Annotated in this window: 23 protein-coding genes and 1 riboswitch; of the genes, 18 read left to right on the top strand and 5 right to left on the bottom strand. The window is 69.1% G+C overall.

Annotated elements, in window-relative coordinates; all coding sequences use genetic code 11:
* Nucleotide 1: 1 nt before the first annotated feature.
* From ACT7B3_RS15975 to ACT7B3_RS15920, 12 genes are all read left to right on the top strand, one after another.
* Complete coding sequence (locus ACT7B3_RS15975; protein ID WP_445158620.1) at nucleotides 2-1963, top strand: AMP-binding protein; 1962 nt, start codon at nucleotides 2-4, stop codon at nucleotides 1961-1963.
* A gap of 51 nt (nucleotides 1964-2014) precedes the next feature.
* On the top strand, nucleotides 2015-2212 hold the full coding sequence (locus tag ACT7B3_RS15970; protein WP_445158619.1) for a hypothetical protein: 198 nt from the start codon (nucleotides 2015-2017) through the stop codon (nucleotides 2210-2212).
* A complete protein-coding gene (locus tag ACT7B3_RS15965) occupies nucleotides 2209-3282 on the top strand; it encodes a zinc-binding dehydrogenase (RefSeq protein ID WP_445158618.1) in 1074 nt (357 codons plus the stop codon). Before ACT7B3_RS15970 ends, ACT7B3_RS15965 begins: the two co-directional genes overlap by 4 nt.
* 27 nt (nucleotides 3283-3309) lie before the next feature.
* Nucleotides 3310-3795, top strand: a complete 486-nt coding sequence (locus ACT7B3_RS15960; RefSeq protein ID WP_445158617.1) for a MaoC/PaaZ C-terminal domain-containing protein — start codon at nucleotides 3310-3312, stop codon at nucleotides 3793-3795.
* A gap of 618 nt (nucleotides 3796-4413) precedes the next feature.
* On the top strand, nucleotides 4414-5583 hold the full coding sequence (locus ACT7B3_RS15955) for an ABC transporter substrate-binding protein (protein WP_445158616.1): 1170 nt from the start codon (nucleotides 4414-4416) through the stop codon (nucleotides 5581-5583).
* A gap of 67 nt (nucleotides 5584-5650) precedes the next feature.
* The gene (locus tag ACT7B3_RS15950) at nucleotides 5651-6511 is read left to right on the top strand and encodes a branched-chain amino acid ABC transporter permease (RefSeq protein ID WP_445158615.1); all 861 of its coding nucleotides are present in this window, start codon (nucleotides 5651-5653) and stop codon (nucleotides 6509-6511) included.
* Nucleotides 6512-6523: 12 nt separating this feature from the next.
* On the top strand, nucleotides 6524-7603 hold the full coding sequence (locus ACT7B3_RS15945; RefSeq protein ID WP_445158614.1) for a branched-chain amino acid ABC transporter permease: 1080 nt from the start codon (nucleotides 6524-6526) through the stop codon (nucleotides 7601-7603).
* Nucleotides 7604-7605: 2 nt separating this feature from the next.
* Nucleotides 7606-8385 carry an ABC transporter ATP-binding protein gene (locus ACT7B3_RS15940; RefSeq protein WP_445158613.1) on the top strand — a complete coding sequence of 260 codons (780 nt, stop codon included), beginning with the start codon at nucleotides 7606-7608 and terminating at the stop codon, nucleotides 8383-8385.
* Nucleotides 8382-9113, top strand: a complete 732-nt coding sequence (locus tag ACT7B3_RS15935) for an ABC transporter ATP-binding protein (protein WP_445158612.1) — start codon at nucleotides 8382-8384, stop codon at nucleotides 9111-9113. The genes ACT7B3_RS15940 and ACT7B3_RS15935 overlap by 4 nt, the downstream gene beginning before the upstream one ends.
* A gap of 57 nt (nucleotides 9114-9170) precedes the next feature.
* Nucleotides 9171-10397, top strand: coding sequence for a benzoate/H(+) symporter BenE family transporter (locus tag ACT7B3_RS15930; protein ID WP_445158611.1), 1227 nt, complete (start codon nucleotides 9171-9173; stop codon nucleotides 10395-10397).
* 69 nt (nucleotides 10398-10466) lie between these two features.
* Nucleotides 10467-11285 carry a universal stress protein gene (locus tag ACT7B3_RS15925; protein ID WP_445158610.1) on the top strand — a complete coding sequence of 273 codons (819 nt, stop codon included), beginning with the start codon at nucleotides 10467-10469 and terminating at the stop codon, nucleotides 11283-11285.
* A 70-nt stretch (nucleotides 11286-11355) separates the two neighbouring features.
* Nucleotides 11356-11736 (top strand): hypothetical protein, encoded by a 381-nt coding sequence (locus ACT7B3_RS15920; RefSeq protein ID WP_445158609.1) that lies wholly within the window; start codon nucleotides 11356-11358, stop codon nucleotides 11734-11736.
* 102 nt (nucleotides 11737-11838) lie between these two features.
* On the opposite strand, the gene ACT7B3_RS15915 is transcribed toward ACT7B3_RS15920, so the two are convergent.
* Entirely contained in the window at nucleotides 11839-12780 is a 942-nt protein-coding gene (locus ACT7B3_RS15915; protein ID WP_445158608.1) for a LysR family transcriptional regulator, read from the bottom strand.
* Between the two features lie 49 nt (nucleotides 12781-12829).
* A riboswitch (glycine riboswitch) is annotated at nucleotides 12830-12927 on the top strand.
* A gap of 153 nt (nucleotides 12928-13080) precedes the next feature.
* Between ACT7B3_RS15915 and ACT7B3_RS15910 the strand changes: the two genes are divergently transcribed.
* From ACT7B3_RS15910 to ACT7B3_RS15885, 6 genes are all read left to right on the top strand, one after another.
* Nucleotides 13081-14316 carry a D-amino acid dehydrogenase gene (locus tag ACT7B3_RS15910; RefSeq protein WP_445158607.1) on the top strand — a complete coding sequence of 412 codons (1236 nt, stop codon included), beginning with the start codon at nucleotides 13081-13083 and terminating at the stop codon, nucleotides 14314-14316.
* 178 nt (nucleotides 14317-14494) lie between these two features.
* Nucleotides 14495-14707 carry a hypothetical protein gene (locus ACT7B3_RS15905; protein ID WP_445158606.1) on the top strand — a complete coding sequence of 71 codons (213 nt, stop codon included), beginning with the start codon at nucleotides 14495-14497 and terminating at the stop codon, nucleotides 14705-14707.
* A complete protein-coding gene (locus ACT7B3_RS15900) occupies nucleotides 14700-16160 on the top strand; it encodes a sodium:solute symporter family protein (RefSeq protein WP_445158605.1) in 1461 nt (486 codons plus the stop codon). The genes ACT7B3_RS15905 and ACT7B3_RS15900 overlap by 8 nt, the downstream gene beginning before the upstream one ends.
* Nucleotides 16161-16177: 17 nt before the next feature.
* Nucleotides 16178-17482, top strand: a complete 1305-nt coding sequence (locus ACT7B3_RS15895; protein ID WP_445158604.1) for an amidohydrolase — start codon at nucleotides 16178-16180, stop codon at nucleotides 17480-17482.
* An 86-nt stretch (nucleotides 17483-17568) separates the two neighbouring features.
* Nucleotides 17569-18324: an enoyl-CoA hydratase-related protein gene (locus ACT7B3_RS15890; protein ID WP_444679217.1), complete on the top strand. Its 756-nt coding sequence runs from the start codon at nucleotides 17569-17571 to the stop codon at nucleotides 18322-18324.
* 33 nt (nucleotides 18325-18357) lie between these two features.
* Nucleotides 18358-18984 carry a class I SAM-dependent methyltransferase gene (locus tag ACT7B3_RS15885; RefSeq protein ID WP_445158603.1) on the top strand — a complete coding sequence of 209 codons (627 nt, stop codon included), beginning with the start codon at nucleotides 18358-18360 and terminating at the stop codon, nucleotides 18982-18984.
* Here the strand turns inward: ACT7B3_RS15885 and ACT7B3_RS15880 are convergent.
* Genes ACT7B3_RS15880 through pqqC form a run of 4 tightly spaced genes read right to left on the bottom strand, consistent with a single transcriptional unit; the run spans nucleotide 18981 to nucleotide 23740 of the window.
* Nucleotides 18981-21527, bottom strand: a complete 2547-nt coding sequence (locus ACT7B3_RS15880; RefSeq protein WP_445158602.1) for an insulinase family protein — start codon at nucleotides 21525-21527, stop codon at nucleotides 18981-18983. The genes ACT7B3_RS15885 and ACT7B3_RS15880 overlap by 4 nt on opposite strands.
* Nucleotides 21524-22675 carry a pyrroloquinoline quinone biosynthesis protein PqqE gene (gene pqqE / locus ACT7B3_RS15875; RefSeq protein WP_445158601.1) on the bottom strand — a complete coding sequence of 384 codons (1152 nt, stop codon included), beginning with the start codon at nucleotides 22673-22675 and terminating at the stop codon, nucleotides 21524-21526. Before pqqE ends, ACT7B3_RS15880 begins: the two co-directional genes overlap by 4 nt.
* Complete coding sequence (gene pqqD / locus ACT7B3_RS15870; protein ID WP_445158600.1) at nucleotides 22668-22952, bottom strand: pyrroloquinoline quinone biosynthesis peptide chaperone PqqD; 285 nt, start codon at nucleotides 22950-22952, stop codon at nucleotides 22668-22670. The genes pqqE and pqqD overlap by 8 nt, the downstream gene beginning before the upstream one ends.
* Nucleotides 22952-23740, bottom strand: a complete 789-nt coding sequence (gene pqqC / locus ACT7B3_RS15865; RefSeq protein WP_445158599.1) for a pyrroloquinoline-quinone synthase PqqC — start codon at nucleotides 23738-23740, stop codon at nucleotides 22952-22954. Before pqqC ends, pqqD begins: the two co-directional genes overlap by 1 nt.
* Nucleotides 23741-23790 lie beyond the last annotated feature (50 nt).

Genomic DNA, 23790 nt, shown 5'->3' with positions numbered 1-23790 from the left:
CATGACCAAGCCAACCATCTGGGCACCCGACAGCGCCTACTGCCAGGCGACTCGTCTGCAGCGGTGGATCGAGACGCTGGGGCTTGAGGGCTACGACGACCTCCTGGTCCGAAGTACCGATGACATCGCCTGGTTCTGGGGGGCGCTGGAGCAGAAGCTGGGCGTCCGGTGGCGCGCCCCCTACGCCTCGGTCATCGCGGATCCCGACGAGATCATGCACCCCGACTGGTTTCCCGAGGGGCGTCTCAACATCATCGACTCGATCCTGGAGCGCTGGGCGACGAGCCCCGCGCATGCCGGCCGGCTGGCGCTGATCGCCGAGGCCGAGGATGGCCGTCAGCGGCGCTACACCTACGCCGAGCTCGCCCGGGAAGTGGCACGCTGTGCCGAGATGCTGCGCAGCCTCGGCGTGGGGCGTGGCGACGTGGTCTCGCTTTATCTGCCCATGATTCCCGAGGCCGTCGTGTGCATGCTGGGGGCGATTCGCCTTGGCGCCATCTACGCCCCGGCCTTCTCCGGCTACAACGCCGACGCCCTGGCCGTGCGCCTGGCGGATTCCGGCTCGCGTTTCCTGGTGACCGCCGACGGCTACCATCGGCGCGGCCGCTTCATCGACATGAAGGGCAAGGCCGACGAGGCGCTGGCCTCGGGCAGCGCCGTGGAGACCGTCATCGTGGTCAACAACGCCGGCTCCGACATCTCCCGGCTGGCGGCCCACGAGCATGACTGGGCGTCGCTGATGGCGGCCACGCCGGTGGCCGAGACGCGCGAACCCGCCTGCGAGATGGCAAGCGATGATCCGCTGCTGCTCATCTACACCTCGGGCACCTCGGGCAAGCCCAAGGGCGCCGTGCACACCCACGCAGGCCTGCCGCTCAAGGCCGCGCTGGATCTTGGGCTGTGCATGGACCTTGGCGAGGGCGACACCCTGTTCTGGATCACCGACATGGGCTGGCTGACGGCCCCGGTGGCGGTGTTCGGGGCCTTCATGAACGGCGCCACCCTGGCGATCTACGACGGCGCGCCGAACTATCCGCAGGAGGATCGGCTGTGGACCCTGGTCGATGGGTTCGAGGCGACCCACGTGGGCCTCTCCCCGACCTTCACCCGTAGCCTGATGAAGAGCGATATCTCGCCGGAGCGGCTGGACGAGCGCGTGCGCCTGTTCCTCTCCACCGGCGAGCCCTGGGATGACGAGAGCTGGCACTGGCTGTTCGGGACGGTGGGCCAGGGCCGCGTGCCGATCATCAACTACGCCGGTGGCACCGAGATTGGCGGCGGCATCCTGGCCAACGTGCTGCTGCGCCCCATCGGGGCCTCCTGCTTCAACAGCGCCGTGCCGGGCATGGCGGCCGGCGTGGTCAATCCCGACGGCGAGCGCGTCGTGAATGAGCTCGGGGAGCTGGTGATCGACCGGCCCTGGGTCGGCATGACCAGGAGCTTCTGGCGCGACGATGCCAAGTATGAGGGCGAGTACTTCGCCCGCTGGCCGGGGCGCTGGGTGCATGGCGACATGGCCATTGCCTATGCCGATGGCCAGCTGGAGATCCGCGGGCGCTCGGACGACACCATGAATGTCGCCGGCAAGCGCGTGGGGCCGGCAGAGATCGAGAGCATCGTGGTGGCCTATCCCCAGGTAGCGGAAGCCGCGGTGGTCGGCGTGGCCGACCCCATGAAGGGCGAGGTGCCGCTGTGCTTCGTGGTGCTCAAGCCCGAGGCAGCGCGCGATGGCGTAGAGGCGCTCCTTAAGGCTCTGGTGGGCGAAAAGCTGGGCCAGGCCTTCGCCCCGCGGGAGGTGTTCATCGTCGACGAACTGCCCAAGACCAAGAACGGCAAGCTGCTGCGCCGCGTGGTGAAGAACGCCTATACCGGCGGCGAGGTGGGCGACCTCTCGGCGCTGGAGAGCTATTCGGCGGTAGAGGGCATCGCCCGCCTGGGCAAGCGCGGCGCCGCCTCGGTATGAGGCGGATGTAGAGGCAGAGGCGTCACCGATACAACACACAAGGATCCTGACATGACCGATATCTCTCTGTGCCATCCGCGGCGCAGCGCCATCGGCCGCTTCGGCGGCACCCTGGCCAGCGTGCCCCCCGGCGACTTCGCCACCCCCATCTTCAAGGCGGTGCTGGATGAGCCATGGGATCTTGACCCGGCCGCCATCGAAGAGGGCTTCATGGGCGGCGCCTCGCTGCAGGAGAGGGCCCAGCCATGACGGAACCCATGCAGAGCGTCGTGATCACCGGCCACGGCGGCAACGAGGTGGTCGAAGTCAGGCAGGGGGAGCGGCCTCGGCGACGGCCGGGCGAGGCGCTGGTGCGCCTGGTGGCGGGCACCCTCAATCAGGTCGATCTCTACATGCGCAACAGCGGCGCGGGCATCACCCATGAGTTGCCGCTGGTGATGGGGCTGGACGGCGCCGGCGTGGTGGAGGCCATCGAAGAGGGCGAGACGCGCCTGACGGTGGGCCAGCGGGTGGTGGTCTTTCCCAACCTGACCTGCGGGCGGTGCGAATTCTGCCAGCGCGGCGACGATGTGCTCTGCAGCCGCATGAAGCTGATGGGCGAGCATGTGGACGGCACCTTTGCGCAGTGGCTCAGCGTGCCGGTGGAGAACCTTTACCCCATGCCCGCGCACCTGGAGTTCGTGCAGGCCGCGGCCCTGGGGGTCAACTACCTCACCGCCTGGCGGATGCTCTTCACCCGGGCGCAGCTGAAGCCCTGGGAGACCGTGCTGGTGTTCGGCGTCGGCGGCGGGGTGTCGCTCGCCGCCATGCAGCTGGCCGCCAGCATCGGCGCCAGGGTGATCGTCACCTCCCGGGAGGATGACAAGCTTGAGCGGGCCCTGGCGCTGGGCGCCCACGAGGCGATCAATGGCAGGACCGAGGAGGTGGCCCGGCGCGTGATGGCACTGACCGATGGCCGCGGCGTGGATGTGGTGGTCGAGAACGTCGGCGAGGCCGTCTGGGCCTCGGCCATGAAGTCGCTGGTGCGCGGTGGGCGCCTGGTGACCTGCGGGGCGACTTCGGGGGACCAGCCCCCGGCCGATATCAGGCGCCTCTTTATCCGCCAGCTGCAGGTCATCGGCTCCACCAGCGGCAATGCCGCGGAGTTCCGGGAACTGCTCGCCTACGTGGAGCGCCACGGGATCACCCCCGTCATCGACAGCGTCTATCCGCTGCAGGCCATTCACGCGGCGCTGGATCGCCTCGAGTCGGGTAGCCGGATGGGCAAGGTGGGGCTGGAGATGGGCACTGAACCCCGTCAGCACCCCGACAAGAGATAGCGTCATCCCCTGATTTCGGAGCCTGCGATGAGTACCACCCCGGCGACCCTCGTAAATATTACTTACGACGAATTGAAGGAAGGCGATACCGCGACCTTTTCCCGCACCCTGACCCACGACGAGCTGGTGCTGTTCGCGGCGGTTTCCGGCGACGTGAACCCCCTGCATCTGGATGCCGACTTCGCTGCGACGAGCCTGTTCAAGGAGCGCATTGCCCACGGCATGTGGAGCGGCTCGCTGATTTCTGCCGCTCTCGCCACCGTGATGCCCGGCCCCGGTACCATCTACCTGGAGCAGAGCCTGGCCTTCAGGCGGCCGGTCAAGCTAGGCGATACCCTGAGCATCACGTTGACGGTACTCAGCAAGGAGCCCCGCCACCGTGTGCGGCTCGAGTGCGCCATACGCAACCAGCACGGTCAGCCAGTCGTGGTCGGAGAGGCGAAGGTGATCGCTCCCACCGAGAAGCTCTCCGTGCCGAAACCGACCCTGCCAAAGATCTCCATAGCCAGCTGAACAGTCTGCAACCGGCAGCCAGAGGGGCTGGCAGCGCTGCGGGTAATAGCCAGATGGTCTCTCGGTCGGAAACGGCCACTTATGGCGACAGGGCCTCCCGTCGCCTTTTTTATCTGCGCCCCGCCATTATGCTTTTGTCGCACCTCAGCGGTGAAGCCAAGTCGATGACGTTGGCCTCGCCAGTTCCCCGGTGGGCGCCACTTCTGGTCGTACCGCGCTGCCGGTATACCGCCCTTACGCAGAGGGAATGGTTCCTGGCGCCTGGGGGGTGGCATGCCTCTCGGCTAGTTAACTAAAAATCATGACTTTTTTGATCGAATCGGGCCGAAGCGCGGCCCGGTCGGCTGGGCCTGTCGATACCTCCAGGGTATGGCGGGGTACCCATTCGATATTGGTTGGCGCCGTTGGCGAGCGCCAGAATCGCTACGACATGCCAATCAGTAAAGGCTTCACCCTCTGTCGACTCGGCAGCGTCGACAGCCCATGTCACCGATAGGTTTCACGTCGGGACATGACCCAGGATGAGCGAGCGGCAAGGACGCCAACCCAACAACAACCTGCCGGCGGCCGGCGATGCCAATGGCGCAACCTCAATAACAACACCCCCTGGAACCCACCATGAAAACGATCAAGCAGTACGCCCTCACCTCGATGTTCGTCGCCGGGCTGGCGGCAGGCAGCGTTGCCCAGGCCAGCAGTGATCCGGTCAAGCTGGGCCTGATGCTGCCCTATACCGGCACCTACACCGCGCTGGGCGAAGCGATCACCAACGGCCTGGAGCTGGCCCTCTCCCAGCACGGCAACCAGCTCGGCGGGCGCGATGTGCAGTACGTGAAGCTCGACTCCGAGGCCAACCCTTCGCGCGCCCCGCAGAACATGAGCCGCCTGGTGCGCGGCGACAAGGTGGACTTCGTGATCGGCCCGGTGCACTCGGGCGTGGCCATGGGCATGCTGCGCGTGGCCCAGCAAACCGGCGCCATCACCATCATCCCCAACGCCGGCCTGGGAGCGGCCACCAACGAGCTGTGCCAGCCCAACGTCTTCCGCACCTCCTTCAGCATGTGGCAGGACAGCTACCCCATGGGCAAGGTGGCCTATGACAGGGGGCATCGTCGCGTCGTGACCATCACCTGGGACTACGCCGGCGGTAAGGAGGACATCGCCGGCTTCGAGGAGTCCTTCACCGCGGCCGGCGGCGAGATCGTGCGCCAGATCCTGGTACCGTTCCCCAACACCGAGTTCCAGAGCTACCTTGCCCAGATCGCCAGCGACCGGCCGGATGCGGTTTACACCTTCTTTGCCGGCGGCGGCGGTGTCAGCTTCGTGCGCGACTACGCGGCATCGGGGCTAAAGGACAGCATCCCGCTGCTCGGCTCGGGCTTCCTCACCGACGGCAATCTGGCGGCTATCGGCGAGGCGGGCGAAGGCGTGCTGACCACCCTGCACTACGCCGAGACCCTGGATACCCCGCAGAACCGCGCCTTCGTCGAGGCCTATCAGGCGGCCTATGGTCAGTTGCCGGACACCTACGCGGTGCAGGGCTACGACACCGGCATGATGCTGATCCAGGCGATGGAGGCCGTGGGCGGCGACACCTCCGACCGCGAGCAACTGATTGAGGCGCTGGCCAGCGTGGAGCTGGACAGCCCGCGGGGGCCGCTGAGCTTCTCGCGCTCGCACCACCCCATCCAGAACGTCTACCTGCGCGAGATTCGCGACGGCAGGCACGAAGTCATCGACATTGCCTACGAGAACCTTGAGGTGCCCGACGAAGCCTGCCGGATGTAACGGCCTGCCTCACTGATCACGGGGCGGGTATGCCCGCCCCTCAATCGCGATTCTCGGAGGGGGTTTCATGGATCTTGCATTCTTCGGCGTGCAGCTGCTCAACGGGCTGCAGTACGGCCTGCTGCTGTTCCTGATCGCCAGCGGGCTCACGCTCATCTTCGGCATCATGGGCATCATCAACCTGGCCCATGGCGCCATGTACATGATCGGGGCCTACCTGGTCTACGACCTGACGTTCCGCCTCGGCAGCTTCTGGCTGGCCATCGTGGTGGCCATTCCGCTGGCCGTGGCGCTGGGCCTGGTCATCGAGCGGCTGTTCCTCGACACGCTCTACAAGCGTGACCATCTCTACCAGGTGCTGCTCACCTTCGGGCTGATCCTGGTGCTCAACGAGATGCAGCGCATCATCTGGGGCGGCGACGTGCACAGCGTGCCGGTGCCGGAGCTGTTCAACGGGCGCATCCAGCTCACCGACAACCTGCAGTATTCCCACTACCGGCTGTTCGTGATGGGCGTCTGCCTGGCGCTGGCCGGCGTCATCTACTGGGTCATCCGGCATACCCGGCTGGGCATCATCATTCGTGCCGGTGCGGTCAACCGCGACATGGTGGAGGGGCTGGGCATCAACGTACGCACCCTGTTCACGCTGATCTTCAGCGTCGGCGTCGCGCTCACCGCCTTTGCCGGCATGATCGCCGCGCCGCTCACCTCCATCACCCCGGGCATGGGGGACAGCATCCTGATCACCTGCTTCGTGGTGGTCGTCATCGGGGGCATCGGCTCGATCAAGGGCGCCTTCTGGGGCGCGATCCTGATCGGCATGGCCGAGACCTTCGGCTCGGTGCTGATTCCCAGCCTGGCCAGCATGGTCATCTATCTGATCATGGCCGCCGTGCTGCTGGTCAAGCCACGCGGGCTGTTCGCCTGAGGGAGAATTGACATGTTGCATCGCTATCCCAAGCGCGTCGTCGTCATCATGCTGGTGATGACCGCCATCGTTGCCGTCTTTCCGCTGTGGGGCCCCGCCGTGTTCGGCGCCCAGAGCGAGTTCATGATGGAAAAGATGACCCTGATGCTGATCCTGGCGCTGTTCGCCATGAGCCTGGATTTGCTGGTGGGCATCGTCGGCCTGGTCAGCCTCGGCCACGCCCTGTTCTTCGGTCTCGGTGCCTACACCCTGGCGCTGGCCAGCCCCTCGTTCAGCCCGGCCGCCATCTGGTGGATGATGCCGCTGGTGATGCTGATCGCGGCGGTGGCAGCGCTGGTGGTGGGCTTCCTGGTGATCCGCACCAAGGGCATCTTCTTCATCATGACCACCCTGGCCTTCGGTCAGATGCTCTACTACTTCGTCAACACCTCGCGGCATACCGGGGGGACCGACGGGGTCTTCATCATGTTCCGGCCCAGCGTGGAGATCGGCGGGACCGTGCTGCTCGACCTCGACAACCCGCTGACCTTCTTCTACGTCTGCCTGGCCATGGTGGTGGTGGGCTATCTGTTCCTGCGCTGGCTGACCCGCTCCTTCTATGGCCAGGTGCTCGACGGCATCCATGACAACGAGCACCGCATGGAGGCGCTGGGCTACGCCACCAGCCACTACAAGCTGGTCGCCTTCGTGATCTCGGGGGTGATGGCCTCCGTCGCCGGCATGCTGGCGGCCATGCAGTACGGCTTCGCCAACCCGGCCCAGCTCGGCTGGCACACCTCCGGCGAGGTGCTGATGATGCTGATCCTGGGCGGCATGGGCACCATCTTCGGCCCGATCCTCGGCGCCTTCGCCTACGAGATCCTGCAGCACATCTTCGAGCACCTGACCATCCACTGGCCGATCCTGATGGGCATCACCATCATCCTCGCCGTGCTGATGCTGCCGCGCGGCATCGCCGGGCTGATCATCGACCCGCCCAACCGCACCACGTTGGCCAAGTCGCCGCTGCTCAAATGGCTGAAGCGGGAGCCGACCGCCCCGCCCACCGAGGCGGCGAAGCCGGCCGTCTCTGCTACCAGCAAGGAGGGCTGAGCATGAGCACCACGACACGGCACGACGTTCTGCTCGAGACTCGCGGCCTGACCCGCCGCTTTGGCGGCCTGGTGGCGGTCAACAATGTCGATTTCACGCTCCGCCAGGGTGAGATCCACGCCATCCTCGGCCCCAACGGGGCGGGCAAGAGCACCCTGATCAACCTGCTCTCGGGTGAGTTTCCACCCAGCGAGGGAGAGATCCTCTTCCAGGGTCAGCCGATCCAGGGCAGGAAGGCGCGCCAGATCGCCCGGATGGGCATCGGCCGCAGCCACCAGAAGACCAACATCTTCCCGCGCCTGACCTGCCTGCAGAACTGCCAGCTGGCGGCGCGCATCCACCTGGGCGGTGTCTTCGGCAGCTGGCGCTCGCGCCAGCGCGCCAGCGAGGTCGACGAGCGCGCCCTGGCAGTGCTGGAGACCTGCCAGCTGACGCAGCGCGCCCATACCCCGGCCGCGGCGATGAGCTACGGCGAGCAGCGCCAGCTGCAGATCGCCATGGTGCTGGCCACCGCGCCCCGGCTGATGCTGCTCGATGAGCCCATGGCCGGCATGGGCCGCGAGGAAACCGCCCAGGTCACTAAGCTGCTCAAGGGGCTGGCCGAGCGTTACCCGCTGGTGCTGATCGAGCACGACATGGATTCGGTGTTCCGCCTGGCCGACCGCATCACCGTGATGGTCGACGGCTGCGTGCTGGAAACCGGCTCCACCGCCCAGATCCGCGCCAGCGAACGGGTGCGGGACGTCTATCTTGGCCGTCACCACGAGGAGGCCGCCGCATGAGCGCTGCACTCGCTTCCGCCCCGCTGATCGATGCGCGGGGCCTGCACACCTACTATGGCGAGAGCCATGTGCTGCATGGCGTTGACCTGCGTCTGATGCCCGGCGAGACCCTGAGCCTGATGGGGCGCAACGGCATGGGCAAGACCACCACGCTCAAGTCGATCCTGGGCTTCGTACCGCCGCGCCGGGGAGAGGTCAGCATCAAGGGCCAGCCCACCGCCAAGCGGCGCCCCTGGCAGCTGATCCGCCAGGGCATCGGCTACGTGCCGGAGGGGCGCGGCATCTTCCCCGGCATCAGCGTGCGCGAGCACCTGGTGATGGCCGCACGCCCCAACGAGCGCGGCGAGTCGCCCTGGACCCTGGAGCGGGTGCTGGACACCTTTCCGCGCCTCGGCCAGCGCATCAACCACGACGGCTCCTTCCTCTCCGGTGGCGAGCAGCAGATGCTCTCCATCGGCCGGGCGCTGACCACCAACCCCGACATGATCATCCTGGATGAGGCCACCGAGGGCCTGGCGCCGCTGATCCGCGACGAAATCTGGAAGATCATCCGCGAGATCAAGGCCTCCGGCATCGCCAGCATCATCGTCGACAAGAACATCGACAACCTGCTGGAGGTGGCCGACCGCCATCTGCTGCTGGTCAAGGGCGAGGTGGTCTACAGCGGCGACTCTCAGGGGCTGAGGGAGGAACCCTCAATCCTCGACACCCATCTCGGCGTCGCCTGACGCCTTGCCGCGCCCGGCCCCGCGCAGCAGTGGCCGGGCGAAACCTGCCTTCAAGGGATGACGGAGCCAACCATGCAACTGCACAAGGACTGGTCGATCCCCGCCGTGACGGCGGGCTTCGTGGCGGTGCTGATCTCCTATTCGGGGCCCCTGGCAATCTTCTTCCAGGCGGCCCAGAGCGCGGAAATCTCCGCCGCCATGATGACCTCCTGGGTCTGGGCGATCTCCATCGGCGCCGCGACCTCGGGCATCCTGCTCAGCCTGTGGCTGAAGGTGCCGGTGGTGACGGCCTGGTCGGCGCCGGGCACGGCGCTGCTGGTCACGCTGTTCCCGGGGCTGTCGCTGGGCGAGGCGGTGGGCGCCTACCTGACGGCGGCGGCGATCCTCTTCGTGGTGGGCATCACCGGCTCCTTCGACCGCATCGTGCAGGCGATACCGCCGGGCATCGCCAGCGCCATGATGGCCGGCATCCTGTTCCAGTTCGGGGTCGGGGTCTTCGAGTCCCTGGCGACGGTGCCGGCGCTGGCCATCGGCATGCTGGTGGCCTACCTGGCCTTCAAGCGGCTCAACCCGCGCTACAGCCTGGTCCTGCTGCTGGTGGTCGGCGTGGCGCTGGCGGTGGTGCTGGAGGGGGCGAGCCTGCGCGGCGTCTCGCTGCAGCTGGCCCAGCCGCAGTTCATCCGCCCCGAATGGACCTGGAATGCCACGCTCAGCCTGGCCATCCCGCTGGTGCTGGTCAGCCTGACCGGGCAGTTCCTGCCGGGCATGGCGATCCTGCGTACCTCGGGCTACGCCACGCCGGCCCGGCCGATCATCGGCGTGACCAGCCTGACCTCCTTCGCCACCGCCTTCTTCGGCGGCATCACCACGGTGGTGGCGGCGATCACCGCGGCGATCTGTACCGGCAAGGAGGCCCACGAGGACCCCGGCAAGCGCTACGTGGCCGGGGTGGCCAACGGCCTGTTCTACCTGGTGGGGGGCGCCTTCGCCGGCACCATCGTGGCGCTGTTCACCTCGCTGCCCGGCGAGTTCGTGGCGATCCTGGCCGGGCTGGCGCTGCTCGGCGCGATCACCAGCAACATCGGGGCCTTTGCCGCCGAGAAGGACCATCTGGAGGCTTCGGTCATCACCTTCATTGCCACGGCGTCGGGCATCAGCTTCCTGGGCCTCGGCTCCGCCTTCTGGGGCGTGGTGGCGGGGGGGCTGGCCTATCAGCTGCTGCATCGCGGCTTCAGGCTGCCGGGACGGCGTGCCGCTCCCGCGGTCGGTGAAAAACAACCCTAGGCGCCAGGCGCCGATCACGCAGGCACCGGCGCGGCCACGCGACTCGCCCGGGCCTCGAGGAGACAATCCATGCAAACATTGCATGTCGCCATGGACGAGAGCGACGACTCACTGCGCGGCCTGCTGCTGGGCCGCAACCTGGCGGCCCAGCTTGGTGCCGCCCTGTCCATCGTGTCGGTGGTGGCCTCGCCGCAGCGCAGCGAGCCCCGGCGACAGGCGCTGCAAGCGCGCCTGGAGGCGTCACCGGACCCTGCGCTGGCCGACGTGCCGGTCGAGGTGGTGGTGGCCGACAGCGCCAAGGATGCCCTGGCCAGGCTGGCCGACCAGCCCGACGCCGGCCTGTGCATGGGCGCCCACGGTCGGCGTCCGGTGCCGGAGATGCTGATTGGCAGCGTCACCGCCGGGGTGGTGCGGCGTGCCGCGCGCCCGGTGCTGCTGTGCGGCCCGCGCTATGTGCCCGAGCGCCACGCCCGGGTGGAGGTCGTCATGGTGTGCGTCGACGGCTCCCCGCTCTCCGAGGCGATGCTGCCCCACGCCGTGACGCTGGCCGCCACCTTCGGCGCGCGGCTGCAGCTGCTGCAGGTGCTCGACGCCGGCGCCCTGTCGTCCGCCGGCGGGGAGGCGCGCAGCGACGTGATGGAGTCCGGCTACGTGCACGGGCTGGCGCGCCGCCTGGAGGGGGAGCACCGTACCGAGGTGGACTGGGAGGTGCTGCACGGCGATCCGGCGGATGCCATCGTCAGCTACCTGGCCGACAGCCGCAATGTGATGCTGGCGATGACCACCCACGGGCGCAGCGGGCTGTCGCAGGTGGTGGCCGGCAGCGTCAGCCACGAGGTGCTGCACGAGGCCTGCTGCCCGGTGGCGGTGCTGCGGCCGAAGGCGTGATGTCGATCAAAGGAAGAGTCGCTGCGCTGGGCTAAGGTGGGAGGGACCTACAACAAGCGGAGGCTCCTCCATGCAATTTCTCAGCGCAGCGGTAAGACAGATGGCCCAGGCCTGGCGTAGCAGCCGGTACCGCCGGGAGTGGCAGGCGCTCGATGCCGACGGCCAGGAGGCACGCCTGCGCGACCTCGGCCTGGCGCGCCTCGACGAGTCGCTGTTCTGGCGCGGCGACCGTGCGCCGCTGGAGCAGCTTCCGCGCATGATGGCACTGCATGGCGTCGAGCCGGCCGATGCCATTCTTGCCGGCCCCGGCGTTCGCCGTGACCTGGAACGGGTCTGCTCGCTGTGCCCGCAGAAGGCGCGCTGTCGCCGGGCGCTGGCCGGCGAACCCGAGCTCTCGGCCTGCGGCTTCTGCCCCAACACGCCCACCCTGGAGGTGCTGCGCCGCCACTGAGCGCGGCGCGTTACCCCCGTCACCTCGGCGGCGCGCTGAGGTGCCCCCCTCGCCGTCGCTGACCGCCATGCCACCCCGTGCCACCCTCGCCGCCCTGAGCCGTCACGGTGCATCCCTGGCGACGCTTGACGGGTCGACCAGGGCGATCAGGTTGCGCAGGGCCGGCGAGTCGTTGTCACGGCGCCAGGCGAACCACAGCGGCATGTCGCAGCGGTCCAGCTCCGGCAGGTGCAGGAAGCGGATGCCGGGCATGGGGTGGCAGCTGCTGGCGGAGGGGAGGATGGCGACGCCGAGGCCCGCCGCCACCATGCTCAGGATGGCAATGTTGTCGGCGCCGTATTGCACCACCCGGGGATGGAAGCCCAGGCGCTGGAAGTGGCTCTGCACGCGGTCGTAGTAGACCGGAGAAGCGCTGCGAAAGCCCCAGATGAAGTCGGTGTCGGCCAGCGCCTCGAGGGAGGTCGGCGGGGCCGCGGCCCAGGGCGAGGCCTCCGGCACGGCGAGGATCAGGCAGTTGTGCTGCAGCAGGCGGGTCTCGAGCCCTGGGTGGCCGGTGTCGTCGAGGTAGAGGATGCCGGCGTCCAAGCTGCCCTCCTGCAGCCGCTCCAACTGCGGCCCCGACAGCAGCGGGTAGATCTCGAAGGCGACCTCGGGGTAGCGGTCGCGATAGCGACGCATGATGCCCGCCACCTCGCTGACCCACAGATGAGTCACCGTCACGCCCAGGCTGACCTTGCCGACCACGCCCTGGCCTAGCGCCGTGAGCCGGGCGCGGATCTGCGCGCGGGCATCCAGCAGCGCCAGGGCTTCCTCGTAGAGCTTGCGGCCCGCCACTGTGAGCTGCATGCCACGCGCATGGCGCTCGAACAGCCGCGTGTCGAGATCCTCTTCCAGCAGCTTGATCTGGCGCGTCAGGGCCGGCTGTGCGATGTGCACCCGGCGGCTGGCAGCGGAGATAGAGCCGGCCTCGACCACGGCCACGAAATAGCTGAGCTGGCGGAATTCCATGGCAGTCGATACCTGAATGGCATGGTGGTTATGCATTATTGATATTTTTGCTATGAGCGCCAAGGCGAGATAGTGGCAGGGTGCTATCGCGACAGCGGGAGAGTTCGGTCCGCCTCTGGCGGCACCGGCGCCGAAGGAGCAACCGCCCCGGAATCTCTCAGGCCACCGGACCGCTGTCGTGTCTCCGATTTCCGAAGAGCGGCCGGCGTCTGCGTCTCCCGGCACACCGAAGGAGCAAGCGGGCGGTGGTGCCGCGAATCTCTCAGGTTCCATGACGGAAGGGGTGCTGGCTGCCGCGTGGCGGCGAGCTCACCCTGGCGCGTCTGGAGAACCACGATGCAACGAATCGCCGTCATCGGAGGGGGCATTACCGGTGTCACCGCCGCCTACGCCCTGGCCAAGCGTGGCCTGGAGGTCACCCTCTACGAACGCGCCCGCTACGCGGCCATGGAGACCTCCTTCGCCAACGGGGGCCAGCTCTCGGCCTCCAATGCCGAGGTCTGGACCCACTGGCCCACCGTGCTGAAGGGGCTGCGCTGGATGCTGCGCCCCGACGCCCCGCTGCTGGTGAACCCCAAGCCTACCTGGCACAAGCTGAGCTGGTTCGCCGAGTTCATCGCCGCCATTCCCCGCTATGCCGACAACACCACGGCCACGGCCCGCCTGGCCATTGCCGCGCGTGACACGCTCTACCGGTGGGCGCGGGAGGAGGGCATCGACTTCGACCTGGAGCGCCGCGGCATCCTGCATATCTACCGCGACAAGGCGAGCTTCGAGCATGCGGCCCGAGTCTCGACGCTGCTGGCCAAGGGCGGGCTCGAACGCCGTGCGGTGACGCCCGCCGAGATGTGCACCCTGGAACCCAGCCTGGCCGGCGACTACTACGGTGGGTTCTTCACCGAGAGCGACGCCACGGGTGACATCCACAAGTTCACCCAAGGCCTGGCCGCCGCCGCCGGGCGCCGTGGGGTGACGCTGCGTTTCGGCCAGCAGGTGGATGACCTCGGCGCTTCTGCTGAAGGGGCCTGGGTGGATACTCCGGAAGGGCGGGAGGCCTACGACGGCCTGGTGGTGTGCGCCGGGGTTGGCAGCCGCCACCTGGCGGCCAAGCTCGGCGATCGGGTGAATATCTACCCGGTGAAGGGCTATTCGATCACCGTGCACCTGGACGAGCCCGCCTCGCGCCAGGCGGCGCCGTGGGTGAGTCTGCTCGACGATGAGACCAAGCTGGTTACCAGCCGGCTGGGCGAGGACCGCTTCCGCGTCGCCGGCACCGCGGAATTCAACGGCGTCAACCGCGACATCCGCCACGACCGCATTCGTCCGCTCATCGACTGGGTCGAGCAGTGCTTCCCCGGGGTCAGCACGCGCCGGGTGGTGCCCTGGGCGGGGCTGCGCCCAATGCTGCCCGACATGATGCCGCGCGTCGCCCGGGGGCGGCTGCCGAGCGTCTTCTACAACACCGGGCACGGCCACCTGGGCTGGACCCTGTCGGCCGTCACCGCCGAGATGGTCGCCGATGCGGTGGTGGCCGCGGGCGCCCGCTCGGCCAGGCCGATCCTGGTCCGCTAAGGCTTCTTTCTACCACTCCCACTGGAGGCTCCCGGCGGGCATGCCGGGAGCTTTTAGCGGCCGCTCATGCTGAAAAAATATGGCTGGCATCTAAAAGCCATATTTTTGCTATCGAAATGCCTGCGCCATAGTTCAAGCACAACCCCAACAAGACTCGCTGTGTCGAGCAGGTACTCCCATGACCAAGACCTATCACCTCCTCACGGGGCTGCATTTCGCGCTCTGTACCCTGGCCATGATCTGGCCCGGCGCCCTGATCGCCAACCGCATCGAACCCATGGTGCTGGGGCTGCCCTTCCTGTTCTTCTGGTATGCCCTGTGGATGCTGGTGCTGTTCGCCGGCATGTGGGTGGCCTACGTGGTTCGCCATGGAGGACGCCGCCATGACTGACTCCCTGATCGTGGTCGGCATCACCCTGACCTATCTTGCCGCGGTGCTGTGGGTGGGCCTGCGCGCCCGCGACCAGGCGAGCTCTAGCCTGGAGGGCTATGTGGCCGGCGGGCGCCATGTCGGCGTGGTCATCCTGTTCTTCATCCTCGGTGCGGAGATCTTCTCGGCCTTCGCCTTCCTCGGTGCCCCCGGCTGGGCCTACCAGCACGGCTCGCCGGCCTTCTACATCCTTGCCTACCTGGCGCTGGTGCCCATCACCATCTGGGCGCTAGGCCCGCGGGTGGCGGAGCTGGGTCGCCGGAAGGGTTACCTTACCCAGGGCGACATGATCGCCGACCACTACCAGAGCAAGCCGCTGGGCATGCTGGCGGGGGTGATCGGCGTGCTGGCCCTGGTGCCCTACCTGACCATTCAGATCGCCGGCGCCGGCCTGCTGTTTCAGGCCGCCACCGACGGCCTGGTACCCTTCTGGCTGGGCGCGCTGATGGCCTTCGTGGTGGTGGCGGCCTACGTGTTCTGCAGCGGGCTGAGCGGCATCGGCTGGACCAACCTGGTGCAGGGCATCATGATGGTGGCCATCGCCTGGTTCCTCGGCCTTTCGGTCTCTGAGCGCCTCTACGGCGGCGTCGGCGAGATGTTCGTGCAGCTCCAGCAGACGGCCCCCGAGTACCTCACCATGCCCGGTGCCACCGGCATGGGCTGGGGCTACTTCAGCACCGCGGTGCTGATCAGCGCCTTCGGCGGCGCCATGTGGCCCCACCTGTTCATGAAGTTCTACTCCGCCGACAGCGGCAAGACCCTGCGCAAGGTCAGCGTGTTCTATCCGCTGTATGCCTACCTGCTGGTGCCGCTGCTGTTCATCGGCTTTGCCGGCATTCTGGTGTTTGCCGACGAGCCGCTGGCCCGCTCGGACACGGTGCTGCTGCGCATGGTCATGGACGTGGCCAACTTCTCGCCCTGGGTCATCGGCCTGATGCTCTCCGGCGCCCTGGCCGCGGCCATGTCCACCGGGGCCAACCTGGCCCACACCGCCGCCATCGTGCTGGTGCGCGACGTGCTTGCGCCTACCGTGATGCAGCGGGCCAGCGACCGGGCCATGGTTGCCGCCACGCGCTGGAGCGTGATCGGCCTGTCGCTGCTTGCCTACGGCTTCGCCCTGCTCAACCCCGCTTCGCTGGTGCTGCTGCTGCTCGGTGCCTACGGGTTGATCGTCCAGCTGTTCCCGATGGTCATGGGCGCCCTGTTCCTGCCCAGGCTGCGTCGCGCCAGCGTCATGCTCGGCGCTCTGGTGGGCAGTATCGCCTACCTGCTGATGGACTTCGTGTGGTCTTCGCCGCTGGGCTGGCATGCCGGCGTCTGGGCCATGCTGCTCAACGTCGCTGTGGTCGCGCTCTGTCAGGTGTGCCTGCAGCCCCGCGCCCAGGGGCATGCCGTGGCGGGGCAAGAGCAATGAATGCAAGGAGCAAGACGATGACGATGAATTCGGAGGGGCTTCCCCTCAAGCAGGCCATCGAGGCCGGCGTCGATGCGGCCTTCGGCGAGGTGCAGGCGCTCTATCGCCACCTGCACCAGTATCCTGAATTGCCCTTCCAGGAACATGAGACCGCCGCTCGGCTGGCCGCCGCGCTGGAGGCGCTGGGCTTCGAGGTGACCCGCGGGGTCGGCGGCACGGGCGTGGTGGCGCTGCTGCGTAATGGCGAAGGCCCCACCGTGCTGCTGCGCGGCGACATGGACGCCCTGCCCATCGAGGAGCAGACCGGCCTCGACTACGCCAGCCGGGTGACGGCCATGGGCGTCGACGGCAAGCCGGTGCCGGTGATGCACGCCTGCGGCCACGACCTGCACAGCAGCTGCGCGGTCGGGGCGGGTGCCGTGCTGGCCGGGCTGCAGGCGCGCTGGCGCGGCACGCTGATGGTGGTCTGCCAGCCCGCCGAAGAGATCTTCGGCGGGGCCCGGGCCATGCTCGACGACGGCCTTTATACACGCTTCGCGCGGCCCGACGTGGTGCTGGGCCAGCACAACATGCCGGCGCTGGCCGGTACGGTCGGGCATATCGCCGGCAGCGCCATGGCGGCGGCCACCACCCTGGGCGTGACCGTCCACGGAGCCGGCGGGCACGGCTCGATGCCGGCGCAAACCGTGGACCCGGTGGTCATCGCCGCCCATGTGGTCACCCGCCTGCAGAGCATCGTCGCCCGCGAGGTGCCGCCGGAAGAGACCGTGGTAGTCACGGTGGGCAAGCTGCACGCGGGGACCCAGGGCAACATTATCCCGCATTCGGCCGAGCTGGAGATCAACGTGCGCAGCTTCGACGACGCCCTGCACCGCCAGGTGCTGGCCGCCATCGAGCGCATCATCCGGGCCGAGTGCGAGGCGGGGCGCTCGCCCCGGCCGCCCGAGTTCCGCGTGCTCTCCGAAACCGTCGCCATGCACAACGATCCGGTGAGCACGGCGCGGGTCCGCGAGGCACACCGGCAATGCTTCGGCGAGGCGCGGCTGTTCGCCATGCCGCGTCTCAACGGCAGCGAGGACTTTCCCTACTTCGGCAAGGCCGAGGCGGGGGGCTTCGGCGGTGACGATATTCCCTGCGTCTACTGGTTTATCGGCATGACGCCGGCGGAGCGCTGGCAGGCCACGCCGGGGGAGAGCGTAGCGGAGAAGATGCGCCACCTCGAGATGCCGCACTCGCCCTACTATTTTCCCGGGCACGCCGAAACCCTCAGGACCGGCATGGCGGCCCTGGCCGCAGGTGCGCTGGCCTACCTGGCGACATGATGCGAGGCACCGGCGGCGTGGCCGTTAGCGACCTCATTACTTTTTTCTTATGATGAGGTCAGGCCACGACCCTCAGGAGAACTCTCATGGCGACCCAGATCACCCAGACCCGGCAGCCAGGCGGCATCCGGGTGCTGGCGTTCAGCTGCCCCGAGCGGCGTAATATTCTGGACGAGGCGAGCTACGCCCAGCTGATCGAGCTGCTCGACGCCTGTGCCACCGACGAGGCGGTCAAGGTGGTGATCATCACCGGCAGCGTGAACTGCTTCACCGCCGGCAACGACCTGGCCAACTACAAGGCGCTGGCCGAGGCCAGCCAGGTGCCGGCCATCGCCTTCCTGCGCCGGCTGCACGCCTTCCCCAAGCCGGTGATCGCCGCGGCCGAAGGCCTGGCGCTGGGCCTGGGCACCTCCATCCTGCTGCACTGCGATTTCGCCTACGCCGGCAGTTCGACGCGCTTCTTCCTGCCCTTCACCCATTTCGCCCTGACCCCGCTCGGCGCCACGACCCACCTGCTGCCCAAACTGGCCGGCAACAAGGCGGCCACGGAGCTGCTGATGCTGGGCCGCCCCTTCCCGGCGTCGCGGGCGCTGGCGCTGGGCCTGCTCACCGACACCACGCCCGACGGCAAGGCGCTGGACCAGGCGCTGGACTGCGCCGAGCGCCTGCTGGCCAAGCCCCAGGCGGCGCTGCTGGCTACCAAGGCGCTGCTGCGCGAGGCCGACGCCGAGGCCGTCGAGCGGGCCTTCGCCCGCGAGGAGCAGCGCCTGCTGGAGCGCTGCCGGGCGCCCGAAGCCCAGGCGGCGATCGACGCCTTCTTCGCCGGCAAGCGCGGCTGCTGAGGGCGGTACGTCCCTGCTGAGCGGAGGCCGGCCATGTGGCGAAGCGCCGTCTACGATTTCTTGATCCTGCGGCTGACCGCACGCTGGTACGCCGAGGTGCTGGCCAGCCTGCCGGAAGGGGCCGGCGTGCTGGACGTCGGCATTGGCACCGCCGGCGCGCTGCTGGCCAACGCTGACCTGGTGCGGCGCAAGCGGCTGCGCGTCACCGGCATCGACATCGACGCCGACTACGTGCACCGCGCGCGGCGCAGGCTGCACGGCACGCCGCTTGCCGACCAGGTGCAGGTGCACCTGGAGTCGGTCTACGACCACTGCGGCGGGCCTTATGCGGCGATCTACTTCTCGGGCAGCTTCATGCTGCTGCCCGAACCCGAAGGGGCGCTGCGCCACTGTTGCACGCTGCTCGAGCCGCAAGGCCGGCTCTACTTCACCCAGACCTTGCAGCAGCGCCCTTCACCCGCCATGGAGCGGCTCAAGCCCCTGCTCAAGCGGCTGACCAGTATCGACTTCGGGCGGGTGACCTACGAGACGACCTTCCGCGCGCAGCTGCACGCGGCCGGCCTGAGCGTGGAACGCTTCGAGGTGCTGGCGCGGCATGGCCAGCGGGCGTCCTGCCTGGTGGTGGCCAGGCCCGGCGCTACGGCGGGCCTGGCGCGCTAAGCCGCGGGGAGGTGCTGCCACCAGCGCCGCGGCGTGGTGCCGTCGGCCAGCGCCAGGGCGGCGGCGGCAAGCTCGTCGGGCTGCAGCGCCGCCAGCGCTTGGGCCTCCGCTTCCCACGGCAGCGGTGGCCAGGGCGGGTTGGCCCGGCAGGGCGCCTGGCGCAGCGCCTGCCACAGCCGCCGATGGGCCTCGACGGCGGTTTCGGGCGGCCCCGCCTGTGCCGCCAGGGCATGCCGGCGGCGGCGGAAGGCGGCGACGTCGAGCGTGGCCAGTGCGGCGCTCTCGCCGCTGACGAAGGCGGCAATGGCATCGCGTAGCGCCGCGGCCGGGGTGTGCGGCGACTGCACCACGTAGCCCAGGCGCGGTACGCCTGAGGCCTCGCGATAGCGCACCACGGCCACATAGCCGAGGCCCCGCCGCTGGCGCATCTCCTGCTGGAAGGCCGCATCGTGGCACTGCGCCAGCAGCTGGAACAGCCAGCGCCCGCGGGGCGAGGCCTCGCCGATCATTTCGAGCATCACGACCTGATCATCGCCCTGGGGCGTGACCAGGATGTCACCGTCGCCTGCTTCCGGGCAGCCCCGGCTCGTTTTCCCTGCGTGCACGCCTTCCTGGCTGCCGGCGTTTTCCCGCTTGGGGTTGCGATACAGTGCAGCCAGGTGCGGGCGCAGTGCGGCGACGGCATCGTCCGGTGCCAGGCGGCCGCTGACCCAGCAGCGCAGCGGCTGCGCCCCGTCCGATGACGGGGCCTCGGGCGGAAGCTGGCGCTCCAGCTGCGCCAGCAGCCGCTGGGCGATCAGGCCGACGGCGGCAGGGGCGGCGGTCCTCGGTGCATCGGCCTTTGCCGGCCAGGCGGCCAGCGCCCGGCTCAGCAGGGCGGGTAGGCGTTCGGCGTTGCCGCTCGCCATCAGCCAGTCGCCGCGGGCATCGCCGCCGAGCGCCAGCCGCATGCCGTGGCGAGCGGCCGCCTGGCGCAGGGCCAGGGTGGTGCGCTGCCAGTGCGCCAGCCGCGCCGGCTGGTCGCTGGCGTTAGCCGGCCAGCCGAGACAGCCGCTGGCCATGGGCGCATCGGTGCGTGCGCTGGGGTCGCCCTGCCATAGCAGCAGGTCGCTCTCAGACGGCGCGTCCGCACGGCCGGTGGCCCGGCGCGTTTCGTGGGAGCGTGGCAGTGCGGGCGGGCGGCGGGGTGGTGGCGGTGCGCAGGGCGCTGGCCACGCCTCGCTGCGCCAGCGGGTGTTGGTCTCGTTCAGGGTGCACCAGGGGCCGGCGTGCGCCGGGGCCTGCCACAGCAGCCGGCAGCGCTCGGGTGCCAGCCATGTTTCCAGCTCCTTAGCCGGTGCCTTTCCCTGCCGCTCTGTCGGCTCCTTCGTCAGCCGCCGGGGGAGCGGCGCTGCGTCGGGCAGCGCCTGCCCGGCCAGGCGGCAGGCATGGTGGCGCGGCCAGGCATCGAGGCACGCCGGGGGCGGCGCCACGCTGGCGGCGGGGCCCCCCGCCGCCCGGGCGACGGCCTGGCGACAGCCGGCCAGCAGGGCGCCGAGCGCGGCGCCCTCGGGCACGGGGGCGAGGCGCAGCGCCAGGGCCGGGCCGGTGCCGGCGGGGCTGAGCGTTACGTCGAGGCTGGCCAGTTCGGTGACCCCCTGCAGCGTGGCGGCAAGCTGGCCATCGTTGAGGCGGGCGGTCACGGCGGCCAGGCGCTCGGCTTCGGCTGCGGCGAGGGCGCCGGGCAGCGGCCAGAACAGCTCCAGCGCGCTGGCGCTGGCGCTGTCGTCGGGGGCGCACCAGGCGACCGCCCCCGGTGCGCCCCAGCGCCAGCGGCCGGTGCGCTTGGGCGCCCGGCCTGGCGGCAGCCCGGCGCCATGGCGTGCCAGCAGGGCGAGCTGCTGCTCCAGCGGCAGCGGTCCCAGCATGACCAGCGCCATGCTCCCGGCGCGGTAGTGGCGGTGGTGGAAGGCGGCGAGGCGCCCGGCCAGGCGGGCCGGGTCGTGGCCCAGCGTGCTGCGGTTGCCGGCATGGCAGCGGCGGGCCGGATGCCCTTCGTGACAGAGCCGGCCGAGTGCCGCCAGCCGGTGCAGGTCGGGGTCGGCCAGCCGGGCGCGGAACTCCGCGTCGAGCACTGCTACCTCGTGGGCGATGCGCTCGTGGGCCAGGCGTGGCGCGGCGAGCATGTCCACCAGCCGCGCCAGACCCTCGTCGGCGTCGGCGGGCGGCAGGTGCAGGTGGACATCGGTAACGCTTTCGTCGGTGCGGGCGTTGTAGCGCCCGCCCCGTTCACCCACCCAGCCAGAGAGCTCGCCGGGATCGGGGAAGCGGCACGAGCCCTGGAAGAGCATGTGCTCGAGCAGGTGGGCCAGGCCCAGGCAGTCGTCGGGCTCGTCCAGGTAGCCTACTCCCACCGCGGCGACCAGGCGCTGCAGGCGCGCGTTGGGCACTTCCGCCGCAGCGATCCACAGCCCGCTTGGCAGTTGCACCTCCTGCAAGCGGCTGCCCGGCGGCAGCCCCGCGCGGCGGGCCGCGTCGTCGTCGAGAGGGGGCGGGGCGTTCATTGGCGGCAGAACACTCGCGACTCATGCACGTTGCGCAGGGTCAGCGCCTCGATGGCACGGGTGGCTGTGTCGGCCTCGCGGCGGGCAGCCTCGATCAAATGGTGATCCGGCGACAGCGAGCAGACCGGGTCGGTGGCCGCGGCATCGCCGGTGAGCAGGTAGGCCTGGCAGCGGCAGCCGCCGACGTCCTTGTGGCGCTCGTCACAGCTGCGACAGGGCTCCTGCATCCAGGCGTCGCCGCGGTAGCGGTTGAACGGCTCGCTGTCGTACCAGATCTCCCTGAGACCCAGGTCGCGCACGTTGGGAAACGTCATCGGCAGCATGCGCGCGCTGTGACAGGGCAGCACCGCGCCGTCCGGGGCCACGGTCATGAAGATCGAGCCCCAGCCGCCCATGCACGCCTTGGGGCGCTCGCCGTAGTAGTCGGGCACCACGAACAGCAGGCGCATGTCACGACCGCGCTCGGCCAGACGCTCGCGCCAGCGCGCGGTGGTGGCCTCGGCGGCCTCGAGCTGGGCGCGGCTCGGCAGCAGGCCCTCGCGGTTGAGGTGGGCCCAGCCGTACATCTGGCAGTTGGCCAGCTCCACCGCGTCGGCACCCAGCTCGTCGCACAGGGCGATGATGTCGTCGATGCGGTCGATGTTGTGCCGGTGCAGCACCACGTTGAGCACCATGGGGTAGCCGGCGGCTTTCACCGCCCGCGCCATGGCGAGCTTCTTGGCATGGGCCTTGGGCGAGCCGGCCACGGCTGCGGCCACGTCCGGGTCGGCGGCCTGCAGGCTGATCTGGATATGGTCGAGGCCGGCCTCGCGCAGCGCCTCGATGCGCGCCTCGTCGAGACCGAGCCCGGAGGTGATCAGGTTGGTATAGAAGCCGAGCCGGCGTGCCTCGGCTACCAGTTCTTCCAGGTCGCGCCGCACCAGCGGCTCGCCGCCGGAAAACCCCATCTGCACCGCGCCCATGGCGCGGGCCTGGGCCAGTACGTCGATCCACTCCGCGGTGGTGAGCTCCTCCTGCACCGCGGCGAAGTCCAGCGGGTTGGAGCAGTAGGCGCACTGTAGCGGGCAGCGGTAGGTGAGCTCGGCGAGCAGCCACAGCGGCGCGCCGGTGGCGCCGTTGACGGCGGCGGTATCGGTTCGGTCAGTCATGCTGGATCCACCCTTGTCGGGCGGCATCGAGCAGGAACTCGTGGACGTCCTGCTCGATCGCCGCGTCGGGGGCATCGGGGAACTGCGCCTGCAGGTTGGCCACCAGGCTGGCCACGTCGCGCTGGCCGTCGAGCTGATTCAGGATGGCACCGGCGCTGTCGTTGAGCTGCACCATGCCTTCGGGATAGAGCAGCACGTGGCGGCCCTGGGCCTGTTCCCACTGCAGGCGCCAGCCGGGGCGCAGACGATAGACGGTGGCGGAGTCGATCGTGGCCATCACAGCCCCCTGTGGTAGACGCGCCGGTCGGTGACCGAGTGGTAGGGCGGCCGCCCGAGCTGGTAGGCCAGGCTCATGGCGTCGAGCATGCTCCACAGCACGTCGAGCTTGAACTGCAGGATCTCCAGCGCGCGCTGCTGGGCAGCGGCGGTAGTGCACACCGCCAGCGCCACCTCCAGGCCGTGCTCGACGTCGCGGCGGGCCTCCTTCAAGCGCTTGCGGAAGTAGCCGTAGCCGGCCTCGTCGATCCAGGGATAGTGGGTCGGCCAGGTGTCGAGCCGGCTCTGATGTGCCTGAGGGGCGAACAGCTCGGTGAGCGAGGAGATCGCCGCCTCGCGCCAGTCGGCCCGACGCACGAAGTTGACGTAGGCGTCCACCGCGAAGCGCACGCCGGGCAGCACGTGTTCCTGCGACCAGAGCTCGTCGCGGGTCAGGCCCACCGCCTCGCCCAGGGTCAGCCAGGCCTCGATGCCGCCGCCGTCGGCGTCATGGCCGTCGTGGTCGAGCAGGCGCTGGATCCAGCGGCGGCGGGTGGCGGCGTCGGGACAGTTGGCCAGCAGCGCGGCGTCCTTCTGCGGGATGTTGACCTGGTAGTAGAAGCGGTTGGCGACCCAGCCGCGAAGCTGCTCCGGCGTGGCGCGGCCCTCGGCCATGTCGACCTGGTAGGGGTGGTGGATGTGGTAGTAGGCGCCCTTGGCCAGCAGCGCTTCGCGGAACGCCTCGGGGGAAAGCGCCGGGGTGTCGGGGGTGGGCGCTGGGTCGGTGAGGGGTGATGCGATTGAACTCATGAGGCGATTCCTTCCCATTGCATGGCGTACGTGTGCGTTGTAGTGACGTC

Source organism: Halomonas sp. E14 (genome assembly GCF_052568415.1).
Note: the sequence above shows the minus strand (reverse complement) of the source record. Positions and strands in the feature narration are given on the sequence as shown.

Bases quoted from the DNA above. Each gene is read 5' to 3' on its own strand.
- ACT7B3_RS15975 (WP_445158620.1), top strand. From the start codon at position 2: ATGACCAAGCCAACCATCTGGGCACCCGACAGCGCCTACTGCCAGGCG.
- ACT7B3_RS15970 (WP_445158619.1), top strand. From the start codon at position 2,015: ATGACCGATATCTCTCTGTGCCATCCGCGGCGCAGCGCCATCGGCCGC.
- ACT7B3_RS15965 (WP_445158618.1), top strand. From the start codon at position 2,209: ATGACGGAACCCATGCAGAGCGTCGTGATCACCGGCCACGGCGGCAAC.
- ACT7B3_RS15960 (WP_445158617.1), top strand. From the start codon at position 3,310: ATGAGTACCACCCCGGCGACCCTCGTAAATATTACTTACGACGAATTG.
- ACT7B3_RS15955 (WP_445158616.1), top strand. From the start codon at position 4,414: ATGAAAACGATCAAGCAGTACGCCCTCACCTCGATGTTCGTCGCCGGG.
- ACT7B3_RS15950 (WP_445158615.1), top strand. From the start codon at position 5,651: ATGGATCTTGCATTCTTCGGCGTGCAGCTGCTCAACGGGCTGCAGTAC.
- ACT7B3_RS15945 (WP_445158614.1), top strand. From the start codon at position 6,524: ATGTTGCATCGCTATCCCAAGCGCGTCGTCGTCATCATGCTGGTGATG.
- ACT7B3_RS15940 (WP_445158613.1), top strand. From the start codon at position 7,606: ATGAGCACCACGACACGGCACGACGTTCTGCTCGAGACTCGCGGCCTG.
- ACT7B3_RS15935 (WP_445158612.1), top strand. From the start codon at position 8,382: ATGAGCGCTGCACTCGCTTCCGCCCCGCTGATCGATGCGCGGGGCCTG.
- ACT7B3_RS15930 (WP_445158611.1), top strand. From the start codon at position 9,171: ATGACGGAGCCAACCATGCAACTGCACAAGGACTGGTCGATCCCCGCC.
- ACT7B3_RS15925 (WP_445158610.1), top strand. From the start codon at position 10,467: ATGCAAACATTGCATGTCGCCATGGACGAGAGCGACGACTCACTGCGC.
- ACT7B3_RS15920 (WP_445158609.1), top strand. From the start codon at position 11,356: ATGCAATTTCTCAGCGCAGCGGTAAGACAGATGGCCCAGGCCTGGCGT.
- ACT7B3_RS15915 (WP_445158608.1), bottom strand. From the start codon at position 12,780: ATGCATAACCACCATGCCATTCAGGTATCGACTGCCATGGAATTCCGC.
- ACT7B3_RS15910 (WP_445158607.1), top strand. From the start codon at position 13,081: ATGCAACGAATCGCCGTCATCGGAGGGGGCATTACCGGTGTCACCGCC.
- ACT7B3_RS15905 (WP_445158606.1), top strand. From the start codon at position 14,495: ATGACCAAGACCTATCACCTCCTCACGGGGCTGCATTTCGCGCTCTGT.
- ACT7B3_RS15900 (WP_445158605.1), top strand. From the start codon at position 14,700: ATGACTGACTCCCTGATCGTGGTCGGCATCACCCTGACCTATCTTGCC.
- ACT7B3_RS15895 (WP_445158604.1), top strand. From the start codon at position 16,178: ATGACGATGAATTCGGAGGGGCTTCCCCTCAAGCAGGCCATCGAGGCC.
- ACT7B3_RS15890 (WP_444679217.1), top strand. From the start codon at position 17,569: ATGGCGACCCAGATCACCCAGACCCGGCAGCCAGGCGGCATCCGGGTG.
- ACT7B3_RS15885 (WP_445158603.1), top strand. From the start codon at position 18,358: ATGTGGCGAAGCGCCGTCTACGATTTCTTGATCCTGCGGCTGACCGCA.
- ACT7B3_RS15880 (WP_445158602.1), bottom strand. From the start codon at position 21,527: ATGAACGCCCCGCCCCCTCTCGACGACGACGCGGCCCGCCGCGCGGGG.
- pqqE (WP_445158601.1), bottom strand. From the start codon at position 22,675: ATGACTGACCGAACCGATACCGCCGCCGTCAACGGCGCCACCGGCGCG.
- pqqD (WP_445158600.1), bottom strand. From the start codon at position 22,952: ATGGCCACGATCGACTCCGCCACCGTCTATCGTCTGCGCCCCGGCTGG.
- pqqC (WP_445158599.1), bottom strand. From the start codon at position 23,740: ATGAGTTCAATCGCATCACCCCTCACCGACCCAGCGCCCACCCCCGAC.